The 12877-nt window shown below is 63.3% G+C and carries 9 protein-coding genes; 4 read left to right on the top strand and 5 right to left on the bottom strand.

Annotation, left to right across the window (positions count from 1 at the left end):
• Positions 1–14 precede the first annotated feature (14 nt).
• From NKH78_RS12460 to NKH78_RS12445, 4 genes are all read right to left on the bottom strand, one after another.
• Positions 15–863 carry a DUF1194 domain-containing protein gene (locus NKH78_RS12460; protein WP_352738691.1) on the bottom strand — a complete coding sequence of 283 codons (849 nt, stop codon included), beginning with the start codon at positions 861–863 and terminating at the stop codon, positions 15–17.
• A 93-nt stretch (positions 864–956) separates the two neighbouring features.
• A complete protein-coding gene (locus tag NKH78_RS12455; RefSeq protein ID WP_352738693.1) occupies positions 957–3518 on the bottom strand; it encodes a GcvT family protein in 2562 nt (853 codons plus the stop codon).
• 268 nt (positions 3519–3786) lie between these two features.
• Complete coding sequence (locus tag NKH78_RS12450) at positions 3787–4050, bottom strand: hypothetical protein (protein ID WP_254818157.1); 264 nt, start codon at positions 4048–4050, stop codon at positions 3787–3789.
• 154 nt (positions 4051–4204) lie between these two features.
• Positions 4205–6694 (bottom strand): mechanosensitive ion channel family protein, encoded by a 2490-nt coding sequence (locus tag NKH78_RS12445; RefSeq protein ID WP_352738695.1) that lies wholly within the window; start codon positions 6692–6694, stop codon positions 4205–4207.
• Between the two features lie 241 nt (positions 6695–6935).
• Between NKH78_RS12445 and NKH78_RS12440 the strand changes: the two genes are divergently transcribed.
• The 4 genes from NKH78_RS12440 (at position 6936) to NKH78_RS12425 (ending at position 12156) form a co-directional block, all read left to right on the top strand.
• On the top strand, positions 6936–8195 hold the full coding sequence (locus NKH78_RS12440; protein WP_352646938.1) for a sarcosine oxidase subunit beta: 1260 nt from the start codon (positions 6936–6938) through the stop codon (positions 8193–8195).
• A gap of 91 nt (positions 8196–8286) precedes the next feature.
• The gene (locus NKH78_RS12435) at positions 8287–8583 is read left to right on the top strand and encodes a sarcosine oxidase subunit delta (RefSeq protein ID WP_023676536.1); all 297 of its coding nucleotides are present in this window, start codon (positions 8287–8289) and stop codon (positions 8581–8583) included.
• Positions 8580–11576: a sarcosine oxidase subunit alpha gene (locus NKH78_RS12430; RefSeq protein WP_352882989.1), complete on the top strand. Its 2997-nt coding sequence runs from the start codon at positions 8580–8582 to the stop codon at positions 11574–11576. Before NKH78_RS12435 ends, NKH78_RS12430 begins: the two co-directional genes overlap by 4 nt.
• Positions 11569–12156 carry a sarcosine oxidase subunit gamma gene (locus tag NKH78_RS12425; RefSeq protein ID WP_352738698.1) on the top strand — a complete coding sequence of 196 codons (588 nt, stop codon included), beginning with the start codon at positions 11569–11571 and terminating at the stop codon, positions 12154–12156. The genes NKH78_RS12430 and NKH78_RS12425 overlap by 8 nt, the downstream gene beginning before the upstream one ends.
• 19 nt (positions 12157–12175) lie before the next feature.
• On the opposite strand, the gene NKH78_RS12420 is transcribed toward NKH78_RS12425, so the two are convergent.
• Positions 12176–12874 carry a nitroreductase gene (locus tag NKH78_RS12420; RefSeq protein ID WP_352738700.1) on the bottom strand — a complete coding sequence of 233 codons (699 nt, stop codon included), beginning with the start codon at positions 12872–12874 and terminating at the stop codon, positions 12176–12178.
• Positions 12875–12877: the final 3 nt, after the last annotated feature.

Below are 12877 nucleotides of genomic sequence, written 5' to 3'. Positions count from 1 at the left end.
AGCAAACTTCGCCATTAGCGGGTGTTGTACATCCAGCTGCGGTCGCGCCACATTTTTTCGCCGACCAGGCAGTCGGTGACGGGGATGTCCTGTGCCAGCACCAATGGCGGATGCGCCGCCTCTTCCGCCGCTCGCTGCGGCGAGGCCGGACCGGCAAGCTCCAGCACCAGCTTGCGGCGGATGGCCTCCGGAAACTGCGTCCAGTCATTGACCGGGATCATGAAGGAGCCCGGCCCGCCGATGACGCAGTCGCTGTAGTAGCGGTCGAGATTGTTGACATCGTAGGCGCTGGTGAACCCGCCCCTGGTCATCAGCGGCAGGCCGTTGACGGTGATGCCCTGCTTGATCACGGCGTCGCGGGTGATATCGACAGGTGCGCCCTGGTTGTTGGGGCCGTCACCCGAAATGTCGATCACCCGCTTGACGCCCTGGAAGCCGCTTTCGGCAAAGAGATCGCTGGCGAATTCCAGCGCGCCGGAGATCGAGGTGCGCCTGGCACTGGCCGGCGGATGAGCGGAAAGCTGCGCTGCCAGCCGTTCGGCGTCGGCACGATTGGCGATCACCGTCCACGGCACGACGACCTGCTGCCAGGTCGCGCCAGCCCATTCGACATAGGTGACGGCAATCTTGCCATGAGCGCCTTCGCCGATTGCCTGCAGGACATCGTCATGCGTCAGCGCCGCCGCATAGCCATGACGCTGGATTTCGAGCTCGTCCGGCGACATGGACAAGGATACGTCGACTGCCAGCACCAGTTCGACATCGACCGGCTCGGCGGCGCGGGAGATTGCCGCTGGCCATAGCACCGACGCCAGCGCGGCGGCACCCGAGACGAAATGTCTTGCACTGGCAAAACCAGACATGCCGCACGTTAAGCGAAAATCGCCGATCGACAAAGAGAAAGCCCGGTGGAGAGCCGGGCTCACTCGGTCACATTTTTGCGACCGTCCCAATGCTTAGCTGCGCGGATTGAGGTTCTCCGGGTCATAGAGCGGCCTGTAGCCGACGGCGGCCACTTCGACCGGGTATTTCTCGCCGAAATATTCGACGTTCAGCTTGCGGCCCTCCTGGCAATACGCCCAGGGCAGGTAGGCGAGCGCGATGTTCTTGCCGAGGGTCGGACCATAGGCCACCGAGGTCGTGAAGGAGCGGCGGCCGAGCTCGTCGACGAGCGTCTCACCGGTTTGCGGGTCCATCACCGGCATCGTGCCGACCGGATAGCGCGGAACGCCGTTGGAATCGGTATTGTCTGTCATGATAAGCGTGCAAAGCATGGCCGGCTGGTGCACCCGGGCGCGATATTCCAGATGCTTTGCCTTGCCGCAGAAATCGGCCTCCTTGACCTTCGGTCGGGCAAGGTCGGCTTCCAGCAGATTATATTCGGTCAACAGATCCGCGTTTTGCAGACGCAGGCTCTTCTCCATACGGCGGCTGTTGGCATAGGTCTCGACGCCAAAGGCCATCACGCCGGTCGACCGCAGCGCGTCCCAGACGGCGAGGCCGTCCTCGTAGCGCATGTGCAGTTCCCAGCCTTGCTCGCCGACATAGGAGATGCGGAAGGCGGTCACGTCCTTGCCGGCGATCCTGACGGGCTTGATCGCGGCAAAGGGAAAATTCTCCGGCGTCAGCCCGTCGGGGTTTTCCACGCACTTGCCCAATGTCGCCCGCGCGTTCGGACCCCAGATGCCGATGGTCACGTACTTCTCGGTCACGTCGGTGACGGTAACGTCGAAGCCTTTGTCTTTTGCCGTCCGGCGCATGTACTGGAAGTCGCGCGGCCCGGCATCAGCGCCGTCGATGACGCGGCAGCGGTCGGCCATGCGGATGACGGTCAGGTCGGCGCGCACCATGCCTGCCTCGTCGAGGAAATGGGTATAGATGCCCTTGCCGATATTGCCGTCACCGCCGATCTTTGCCGCGCACAGCCATTCCATCAGCGCGACATGGTCCGGGCCTTCGACGTCGTACATGGCGAAATGCGACAGGTTGACGATGCCGCAATCCTCGCTCATGGCTAGATGCTCGGCGTTCGAGACGCGCCAGAAGTGGCGGTTATCCCATTCGTTTTGGCGCACCGGCACCCGGTTGCCGTATTTCTCGAGCAGATGCTCGTTGGCGGCGTAGCCATGGGCGCGCTCCCAGCCGCCGAGCTCCATGAAATAGCCGCCGAGTTCCTTCTCGCGCTCCCAGAACGGCGAGCGGCGGACATTGCGAGCCTTGGAGAAGGGCTCGCGCGGATGGACCGCCGGATTGTAGACCTTCATCGCCGTTTCAGTGCAGCGGTCCCAGATGAACTGCTCTTTCGTCTGGTGCGGATAGAAGCGCGAATAGTCGATGGCGTGATGGTCGATCGCCGTGCGGCCGTCTGTCATCCAGTCAGCGATGAGCTTGCCCATGCCGGGACCGTCCTTGACCCAGATCGCCACGGCATACCAGAGGCCCCTCACCTTCTGGCTTTCGCCCATCGAAGGGCCGCCGTCCGCCGTCACCTGCAGCAGCCCGTTGAAGGAATGGCTCTCATTGTAGCCCAGCTCGCCCAGGATCGGCGTCAGTTCCATGGCCCGCTCGAGCGGCGCCAGGATCTGCTCCATGTCGAGATCGCGCTGCGACGGCGAAAGCCGTGCCTCGTTTTTCTCGAGAATATCGCGCGGATGGCAAAGGCGCGGATTGGTCTCTTCGTAATAACCCCATTCGATCTGCCCGCCTTCGGCGGTCTTGGGATCGCCGGTATCGCGCATATAGGCCGAATTACCCTGGTCGCGCAGCAGCGGCCAGCCGATCTCCTTGCCGGTGCCGGCGAACTCGGTGTACGGCCCGAAGAAGGTGAGCGGGTGGTCGATCGGCATGACCGGCAGGTCCTCGCCCGCCATTTCCGCGATCAGCCGCCCCCAAATGCCCGTGCAGACCACGACGTAGTCGGCCTGGATGGTGCCGCGGTCGGTCACCACGCCCTTGATGCGGCCGTTCTCGATGACGAGCGACCTGGCCGAGGTGTTGGCAAACGCCTTGAGTTTGCCCGAGGCTTCCGCCTGGTCGACCAGCTTGCCGGCGACTGTCTGCGAACGCGGGATGACGAGGCCGGCATCGGGATCCCACAGGCCGCCCTGTACCATCTGTTCTTCGATCAGCGGGAATTTTTCCTTGATCTCGGCGGGATCGATCAGGCGGGCGCGTGTGCCGAAGGCCTTCGCCGAGGCGATCTTGCGCTTGATTTCCGCCATGCGGGCGTCGTCGCCGACGCGTGCGACCTCGAGGCCGCCGATGCGGGCGTAATGACCCATCTTTTCGTAGAAATCGATGGAATAGAGCGTCGTCCAGCACGAAAGGAAATCATGGCTGGTCGTGTAGCAGAAGTCGGAGGCATGCGCCGTCGAGCCGATATCCGTCGGGATGCCCGATTTGTCGATGCCGACAATATCGTCCCATCCGCGCTCGATCAGGTGATGGGCGACCGATGCGCCGACGATGCCGCCCAGCCCGACGATGACGACCTTCGCCTTTTCCGGAAACCCTGCCATTGCCCGCGACTCCAAGATGCTATTGCGAGCAGACTATAGGTCGGCGCGGCGGCGCGCTTGCAGCCTGTTTGCGACATCGCCAAAAAAGCCCGCGCCACCAGCTCGTCGAATGCAGTTGGACCTACGCCTTCACCCTGCTCGGTACGAAAGCGCTGCTAGAGCCCGTTCTGCGCAGCTTCGAAGAAAAGTGAATACCTTCATCGCCGATTACTGGAAGTAAATAAAAGGCCGGGCGTTTGCCCGGCCTTCAAAAATCATGGCGTCGACTTTACTTGATGCGCGCGACGCCGCCCGAGATCTCGACGGTTTCCGAACCCGTCAGCGCCTCGAGGTCGCCATTCGGCAAGGTAACAAAACAGCCGCTCGGGCAAAATTCCACGGTTTCGCCGGCGGCCAGCGCCAGCTCGGTCTTGCCGCCGCCTTCCGTCACGATCAGCGTGCGGGTCTCGGCGTCCTTGTTGACCGCGCTGGCGGCATGGGCCGAACCGCCCACGGCCAGAAAAGCGATGGCGGCGACGAGAGACTTCCACATTTTGCAGTATCGGTGTTGCCACCGCCTCTGTTGCATTTCGCAAGGCATTCTCGCCGTTTGCAGGTGAGCTTATATGCAATGCAAGCTGAACAGCAACTGAATGCCGCATTCATGCCGCAATTGATTTCCGAAGCTTGAAGGCAAGCTCCAAACGCTAGTCAGGATCGGGCTTGCGTACCTTGCGTCCCGACTTGGCGAGACGTTTCGCCTCGACCGCCGCTAGAGCTTTTGCTTGTTCCCGTTCGGCGAATTCGACTTCGATCTTGTCGTCGTCGATCGGCCACGCCTCGTGCTTTTTGGTCTCGACGACGGCGCGCGGTGTCGACGGAATTTCGATATGCTGGTCGGCGAACACATCGAAGATGGCAAAGCGGATGTCGTTCTGGACGATATTGCCACTAAGAACGTCTGCCAGGAACACGCGGATCTCGAATTCGAGCGCGGCCGGGCCGAAATTGGAAAACAACACAAAGGGTTCCGGGTTCTTCAGCACCAGCGGATGGCTGCGTGCGATCTCCAACAGGACGCCATGCACGTGCTTGACGTCGCTGCCATAGGCAACGCCGACCTTGATGTCGATGCGGCCGAGCTTGTTGCGGTGCGTCCAGTTGCCGACCGCATTGTTGATCAGGTTTGAATTGGGCAGGATCACCGATTGCCGTTGAAACGTTTCGATCTCGGTGGCGCGCACGCTGATCTTCTTGACCGTGCCGCTGATGTCGCCGGCGACGATCCAGTCGCCGACCTTGAACGGCCGCTCGGCCAGCAGGATCAGGCCCGACACGAAATTCGAGACGACATTTTGCAGGCCGAAACCGATGCCGAGGGACAGGGCGCCGGCGACCAGCGCAAGATTGGAGAGGTCAATACCAGCCGCCGAGATGCCGACCAGTGCCGCGACCGCGACGCCGGCATAACCGACCGCCAGCCGGATCGAATTGCGCACGCCGGTGTCGACCCGGCCGCGCGCCATCACCGAGCCGTCGAGCCAGCCCTGGAACCAGCGCGTGAGGAAATAGCCGATAATGAAGACGACGACGCCGGTGAGAATGCCGGTGACCGAGATCGTCACCGAACCGATGGTGAGGCCGGTCGCCAGCTTGTAGGCCCAGGCCTGGATGTCGCCGGGCTGGAAACCCCACATCAACAGGATCAGCGGCAGGAACACCAGCACAATCATGATGTTGATGGCGGCGCTGACGACAAGCCCGAGCTGGTCGAGGGCGGTCTCTTCGTAGCTTGAATTGGCCGCTAGCCAGCGCCCGATCGAAGTTTTGGCGAACCCGCCTTCCTCGCCGATCGCCCGCGCCGACAGGAAACCGATATAGGCGGTGACCAGGATCGTGCCGGTGACTACGACCTGCAGCGAGACGAAAATTGCAAGGCCGATATAGCCAAGCAGTGCCGATGCGATGGTGAAAAGGCCTAGCGCGATGGCGGTGTAGCGCAGCCACGCCGGCCATGGGCGCCAGCTTCCGTCGGGAGCCTTGAACGGCTTCAGCAAGCCCATCAGGATCAGGATGATGCCGACGATGATGGTGGCGATGAAGCTTCTGGCGATGGTCAGCGACAGTGGCGAGCCCATCTTGTCGTTCACGACCGACAGGAAATAGTTGATGCCGATGGCGACGGCCATAGCGGTCGTCAGCCGCACCAGCCAGCGCGCCGGGCCGGTTTCGACCGGGATCAGACGCCAGTTCGGCAGTCGGGGCTCGAGCGCTGCGTTGGTCAGGCGGTTGACGCAGAACACCACCGCGACAACGGCAACCAGCGAATTCAGGAAGATGCCGATGTCACCGCGTAAAACGTTGTAATAATTGAAGAAGAAGATCGTCGAGACAAGGAAGGCGCCGACCGCCAGCGTCGGCAGCAATGTCGACCAGAACGCCACCGACAGCCGGCTGAGATAGGAGGGGTCCTCGACGGAGGGATCCGCTTCGAAGACGCGGCCGAACAGGCGTCGGCCGCCGATAAAAAGCACTGCAGCGAATGCGAGCGCCATCAAAGTCGCGGCAAGAATGGCCTGGAACTTGAACTTGAAGGCGAAGCTCAGCCAGGACGAGACCGCCTTATAGAAGCCGGAAAACTCAGCGTTGGCGTCGGAAAAGACTTCGGGGCTGAGCGCATCGGACAGCACGTAGCGCTTGGTAAGCACATTGCGAAACAGCTCGCTGCGCATGTTGCCGATCTTCTCGATCAGCCCACTGATGCGGATCGACAGGTTCTGCGCGCTGGCAATAACGGCGTTGATCTCGGCTTTTTCGGAAGCCAAGGCCTGGCGTTCACCGGTTACGATGTCTGGCTCGGCCGGCTGGCCCGCGGCCGGCGGAGGTCCCAGCACCTCAATCCGATCGTTGATATCGCCGAGACGCGAGCGGAACGCTAGCGCGCTGGTGAGCGCCGCCCGCGACAGATCCTCCAATTGCAGACGGATTTCCACCAGGGTGGCATCGTCTTGGCCGTCCTGCTGTATCTTCTTCTCGAGACCGTCGGTTTTGGCGGTCAGACTCTGGATGACCTTCTGCTGGTCTGCGATCAACCCGGCGGCGCCCTGCCCGAGTGCCTGCGCCATTGCAACGAACGACGGCGGCGCCGAGACGACAAGCGCAAGAATCAAGACCAGGCGGAGTAAACGAAAGAACATGTTTTTTCTGGTGACTCGCGGGCGGCATCGGCAGTTTTGAAGCACGTCCTTGATAAAGAGGCTCATATCACGGGGCAAGTCACCCCAGGCGTCTCGTTTTTCGAAGTCGGCCAATCGAACTCGGCCAATCGGAGTCGGTCAATCGAAGTCGGGGAGTCGAAAAGCGATGGCGCAATCTTGGCTTTGCGTTGGCCACCTGCTCTATAGTCTGCCGCCAAGCCTGAAATGGATGACAATAAGAATGGCGGAATATTCGGCCTTTTCGCTTCTCAAAAACGCGCTGACCGGAAACAAGGATTGGAGGCCGGCCTGGCGCAAGCCCGACCCGAAGGCGTCCTACGACGTGATCGTCATCGGCGGCGGCGGCCATGGCCTGTCGACCGCTTACTACCTAGCCAAGGAGCACGGCATCACCAATGTCGCGGTGCTGGAGAAGGGCTGGCTCGGCTCCGGCAATGTCGGCCGCAACACCACGGCGGTCCGTTCCAATTATCTCCTGCCGGCCAACACGCGCTTTTACGAGCATTCGATGAAGCTGTGGGAGAACCTGGCCCACGACCTGAACTATAACGTCATGTTCTCGCAGCGCGGCTGCCTGAACCTCGCCCACACACCCGCCCAGCTCGACGACTATGCCCGGCGCGGCAACGCGATGCGCCATCTCGGCGTCGACGCCGAACTAATGACTACGGCGGAGATCGCCCGCCTGGTACCGGCACTGGACGTCTCGGCCACCGCGCGCTTCCCGATTGTCGGCGGCCTGATGCAGCGGCGCGCCGGCACCGCCCGCCACGATGCCGTCGCCTGGGGCTATGCGCGCGGTGCAGATCGCCGCGGCGTCGACATCATCGAAAACTGCGAGGTCACCGGCTTCCTGCGCGACGGCGACCGTATCACCGGCGTCACGACGACGCGCGGCGAAATCCGCGCCAAGAAGGTAGCCGTCGCAGTGGCCGGCAGCACCGGGCAAGTCATGCGGCTCGCCGGGATCGAGACGATGCCGATCGAGAGCCACGTGCTGCAGGCCTTCGTCACGGAATCGCTAAAGCCGTTCATCGATACGGTCCTGACCTTCGGCATGGGCCATTTTTATATGTCGCAATCGGATAAGGGCGGCCTTGTCTATGGCGGCGATCTCGACGGCTACAACAGCTACGCCCAACGCGGCAGCCTGCCGATCGTCGATGAGGTGATGAGCGAGATGCTGGCGCTGTTCCCTGGGCTGGCCCGTGTCCGCATGCTGCGCTCATGGGGCGGCGTCTGCGACATGTCTATGGACGGTTCGCCAATCATCACCACCGGTCCGCTGCCGGGCATGTATCTCAACTGCGGCTGGTGCTATGGCGGCTTCAAGGCGACGCCGGCTTCCGGCTGGTGCTTTGCCTGGACCATTGCCAAGGACGAGCCGCACGATCTCAACGCGGCCTTCACGCTCGACCGCTTCTATCGTGGCCTGGTGATCGACGACAAGGGCCAGGGCGCCACGCCCCGGCTGCATTAGGCCATGATCCCGAACCTCAGGTCCGCGTCAGCGAAAAGTGGAAACCGGTTTTCGGACAAGATCATGGTCAAACGAGAAGTTTAAGAGATCCATGCTCATCACCTGCCCCTATTGCGGCCCGCGCGACGTGATCGAATTCACCTATCAGGGCGACGGCAATCGCCAGCGCCCACAGCCGGCCTCGCAGAATCTCGACGCCTGGAACGCTTATGTCTACGACCGGCTGAACCCGGCCGGTGACCACAATGAGATCTGGCAGCATTCCGGCGGCTGCCGCGCCCATCTCAGGGTCGTGCGCAACACGCTGACGCACGAGATCTCCAGCACCGCGTTCGCGCGCGGCGATCACAATTCGGTTGCGCGGCACCGGGCCGAGGACAAGCCATGAGCCCGCGCCGTACCGAGGCCGGCGGCCTCATAGACCGGCTGCGGACCATTCGTTTCACCTTCGACGGCGCGCCCTATACCGGCCACGCCGGCGACACGCTGGCTTCGGCGCTGCTGGCCAACGGCGTCACCCTGTTCGGGCGTTCGTTCAAATATCACCGTCCCCGCGGCGTGCTGACCGCCGGCGTCGAGGAGCCTAACGCGCTGGTCACCGTGTTGAGGGGCGAGGTTCGCGAGCCGAACATTCCCGCCACCATGGTCGAGATCTATGACGGGCTGACTGCAATCAGCCAGAACCGTTTCCCCTCACTTGCCTGGGACGTCAGTGCCGTGAACCAGCTCGGCGGCAAGCTTTTGTCGGCCGGCTTCTACTACAAGACCTTCATGGGACCGGTGATCGGTCCGCTGAAGGGCACGCGCTTCTGGATGTTCTGTGAGCATTTCATCCGCCGTGCCGCCGGCCTGGGCAAGGCAGGCACGGCTCCCGATACGGCGCGCTACGAACGCATGAATGCGTTTTGCGATGTGTTGGTAGTCGGCTCCGGCCCGGCCGGGCTGATGGCCGCCAGGGCTGCTTCCGATCAGGGTGCACGCGTCATCCTGGCCGAGCTCGAGCCGCATTTCGGCGGCTCGGCCAATTGGTCGGGCGAGACGATCGATGGCATGCCGGCCGCCGACTGGGCGGGGCGCGCCGCTGGCCAGCTCGAAGGCCGTGACAATGTCCGCCTGCTGCCGCGCACCACGGTCTGGGGCTATTATGACGGCAACACGCTTGCTGCGCTCGAACGCGTCACCGACCACAAGGAAACGCCGGGCAAGGGCGAACCCCGCCATCGCTACTGGACAATCCGCGCCAAGTCGGTGGTGCTGGCCACCGGCTCCCTGGAGCGTCCGCTGGTCTTTCCGGGCAATGATCGACCAGGCGTGATGCTGGCGCATGCGGCCGAACGTTTTGCCAATGAATATGGCGTGCTGCCCGGCGACAGGATCGGGCTGTTCACCAACAATGACAGCGCCTATCGCGCGGCCCTGGCGCTGAAGAAGGCCGGCGCCGTGGTCGTCGCCATCGTCGACGTACGCCCTGAGCTTTCGAGCGAGATGCGCAAGCTGGCCGGCGAAACCGAGGCCGAGATCTTTTCTGGCCACGCGGTGATCGCCACCGAGGGCGGCAAGGCGCTGTCCGGCTTCAAGGTGCAGCGCTTCGATATGGCGAGGGGCGCGCTTTCCGGCGATGCGCGCAGCATCCACGCCGATTGCCTGCTGATGTCGGGCGGCTGGTCGCCGACCATCCATCTGGCCAGCCAGGCCGGCGCCAAGGCGGAATGGAACGAAACGTTGCAAGCGTTCCTGCCGCCGAAACCTACAACACGGCAATGGATCGGCGCCGGCGCCTTCACCGGCAGTTTCTCCACCGCCGAGGCGATCGCCGAAGGCCGCGCCGCCGGTTTTTCCACGACGGGCGGAACCGGCACGCCGGCGGCCTTGCCGGTTGTCGAAGCCGCTCTCGGCGATCCCGATCCGGCGCCGGTGTTCGAGATCAGGGCCAGTGGAAAGAGCTTCGTCGATTTCCAGCATGATGTGACGGCCGACGACGTGCGGCTGGCGCATCGGGAAGGCTTCGTCTCGGTCGAGCATCTGAAGCGCTACACCACGCTCGGCATGGCGACCGACCAGGGCAAGAGTTCCAACATACCAGGCCTGGCCATAATGGCCGAGGCGCTGGGCAAGCCGATCCCGCAGGTCGGCACGACGCGCTTTCGCCCGCCCTTTGCGGCGGTATCGATCGGCTCGCTTGCCGCCGAACGCTTCGGCGATCTGAAGCCCGAGCGGCTGACGCCGATGCATGACTGGCACGTCGCCAACGGCGCCACCATGTATTCGGCCGGCCTCTGGTACCGGCCGATGATCTACGGCCATCCCGGCGAGACGATCGAGCAGGCCTATGTGCGCGAAGCGAGAGCCACGCGCGAGAGCGCCGGCATCGTCGACGTCTCGACACTGGGCAAGATCGCCGTGCAAGGCCCTGACGCTGCGGAATTCCTTGACCGCGTCTACACCAACATATTTTCGACGCTGGCCGTGGGCAAGGCGCGCTACGGGCTGATGCTGCGCGAGGACGGTCTCGCCTTCGACGACGGCACAACATGGCGGCTCGGCGAGCAGGATTTCCTGATGACCACCACGACCGCCAATGCCGGCAAGGTGATGCAGCATCTGGAGTATTTCCTCGACGTGATCTGGCCGGAGCTGAAGGTCCACGTCACCTCCGTGACCGATCAATGGGCCGGTGCCGCCATCGGCGGGCCGAAGGCAAGGCAGATATTGGCTGCTTGCGTCAGCGGCACCGCCGTCGACAATGCCGCCCTGCCCTTCATGGGCATCGTCCACGGCGAAATCGCCGGCGTGCCGGTGATGATCTGCCGGCTGTCCTTCTCCGGCGAAATGGCCTTCGAGGTCTATTCCGGCGCCGGTTACGGCACCCATGTCTGGGAGGCGCTCATCGAAGCCGGCAAGCCGTTCGGGCTGGTGACCTACGGGCTGGAGGCGCTGGGCACCATGCGCATCGAGAAAGGCCACGTCACCGGTGCCGAGATCGACGGCCGTACCACGGCACGCGACCTGCATCTCGACTGGATGCTGTCGAAGAAGAAGCCGTTCATCGGCTCGGCGATGATGGATCGCGAGGGGCTGATCGCACCCGACCGCCTGGAACTCGTCGGTATTGTTTCGCTCGACAACCAGCCGCTCAATGGGGGCGCACACATCGTCGAGGAGCTTGACGAAGCCAATCCCCACGGCTCGCTTGGCCACATCACCGCCTGCTGCTATTCGCCGGCGCTCGGCAAATATATCGCGCTTGCCCTGGTCAAGGGCGGCAAGGCGCGGCGCGGCTCGCGTGCCTACGTTTCCGACCCGTTGCGCAACCGGTTCGGGCCGGTCGAGATCGTCTCCAACCATTTCTTCGATCCGGACGGGAGCCGCATGCATGGTTGAACGCCAGTCGCCGCTTGAGCCGGTGCTGCATCCGGGCTCGCATGGCAATTTCGAGCACGGCGTCGAAATCATCCTCTCCGAAACCAGGCCGGGGTCGATTCTGCAGCTCGCCGCCTGGCCCGGCGAGGAGAAGACGTTGATGGCCGGCATCCATACGGTCACCGGCCTGACTTTGCCCGACGGCGCCGGCGGCGGTGTGACGAACGGCGCCAGGTCGGTGTTCGGCTTTGCGCCGGGAAAATTTACGGTTGTCGATGAAGCCGAGGGATTGGCGACGGCCTTTGCCGATGTCGTCACTCCGGCCATCGGTACGGTCACCGACCTTTCGCACGGCCGCTCCGCGATCCGTATCGCCGGGCCGAAGGCCGAGTGGGTGCTGGCGAAATTCTTCGCCATCGACTTCGCGCTGCCGGCCTTCCCGATCGGCGCCGGCCGCTCGACCATGCATCACGACGTCTTCGCGCAGATCCAGCGCACCGCGGCCGATCAGTTCGACATCTACGTGTTCCGCTCGTTCGCACGCTCGTTCTGGAAGGCACTCTGCCACGCCAGCGAGGAAGTCGGCTACGACGTGCAATAACTCAGGCGGCGTCGCCACGTTAGCTGGCGAACGTCACCCACTCTTCCAGCGGCGCGCGGTCGGTGCGGAATGCGTTTTCGGGCTTGGACGTGTCCTCATGGCCGAGCGCCATGCCGCAGACGACGATCTCCTCGTCGGGAATGTTGAGCACCGGCCTGATCTGCCGGTGATAGGGCGCGAAGGCAGCTTGCGGACAGGTGTGCAGGCCCCTGCCCCGCGCCGCGACCATGATGTTTTGCAGGAACATGCCGTAGTCGATCCACGACCCCTTGTTCAGCCGCCGGTCGACGGTGAAGATCATGCCGACCGGCGCATCGAAGAAGGTGAAGTTGCGGTCGTGCTGCGCGCGCATCCTGTCGACCTCGCGCCGGCCGATGCCGAGCACGCCGTAGAGACCGAAGCCGTTGGCCCGCCGCCGCGTCAGATAGGGTTCGAAGAACTGGTCGGGATAGTAGCGATATTCGTCCCACTCCGCCTTTTCGGCGCGGATGCCCGAGCTGAGGATGGCATCGGTGATGCGCTGCTTGACCTCGCCCTTGGTCACATAGACCTTCCAGGGCTGCATGTTGGTGCCTGAGGGCGCGCGCGCGGCAACGGCGAGAATATCGCGGATGGTGTCGTCGTCGATCATATCGGGCAAGAAGGCGCGTACCGATCGGCGCGAGGTGATCGCGTCATCGACGATCGCCGCCGCAATCCGGGAGTTGTTTTCCAGCATGGC

This window comes from Mesorhizobium sp. M0910 (genome assembly GCF_040319465.1).
Taxonomy (GTDB): domain Bacteria; phylum Pseudomonadota; class Alphaproteobacteria; order Rhizobiales; family Rhizobiaceae; genus Mesorhizobium.
Note: the sequence above shows the minus strand (reverse complement) of the source record. Positions and strands in the feature narration are given on the sequence as shown.

What these genes read in the sequence shown, in the direction of transcription:
- NKH78_RS12460 (WP_352738691.1), bottom strand. Translation starts at nt 863, where the DNA reads ATGTCTGGTTTTGCCAGTGCAAGACATTTCGTCTCGGGTGCCGCCGCG.
- NKH78_RS12455 (WP_352738693.1), bottom strand. Translation starts at nt 3,518, where the DNA reads ATGGCAGGGTTTCCGGAAAAGGCGAAGGTCGTCATCGTCGGGCTGGGC.
- NKH78_RS12450 (WP_254818157.1), bottom strand. Translation starts at nt 4,050, where the DNA reads ATGTGGAAGTCTCTCGTCGCCGCCATCGCTTTTCTGGCCGTGGGCGGT.
- NKH78_RS12445 (WP_352738695.1), bottom strand. Translation starts at nt 6,694, where the DNA reads ATGTTCTTTCGTTTACTCCGCCTGGTCTTGATTCTTGCGCTTGTCGTC.
- NKH78_RS12440 (WP_352646938.1), top strand. Translation starts at nt 6,936, where the DNA reads ATGGCGGAATATTCGGCCTTTTCGCTTCTCAAAAACGCGCTGACCGGA.
- NKH78_RS12435 (WP_023676536.1), top strand. Translation starts at nt 8,287, where the DNA reads ATGCTCATCACCTGCCCCTATTGCGGCCCGCGCGACGTGATCGAATTC.
- NKH78_RS12430 (WP_352882989.1), top strand. Translation starts at nt 8,580, where the DNA reads ATGAGCCCGCGCCGTACCGAGGCCGGCGGCCTCATAGACCGGCTGCGG.
- NKH78_RS12425 (WP_352738698.1), top strand. Translation starts at nt 11,569, where the DNA reads ATGGTTGAACGCCAGTCGCCGCTTGAGCCGGTGCTGCATCCGGGCTCG.
- NKH78_RS12420 (WP_352738700.1), bottom strand. Translation starts at nt 12,874, where the DNA reads ATGCTGGAAAACAACTCCCGGATTGCGGCGGCGATCGTCGATGACGCG.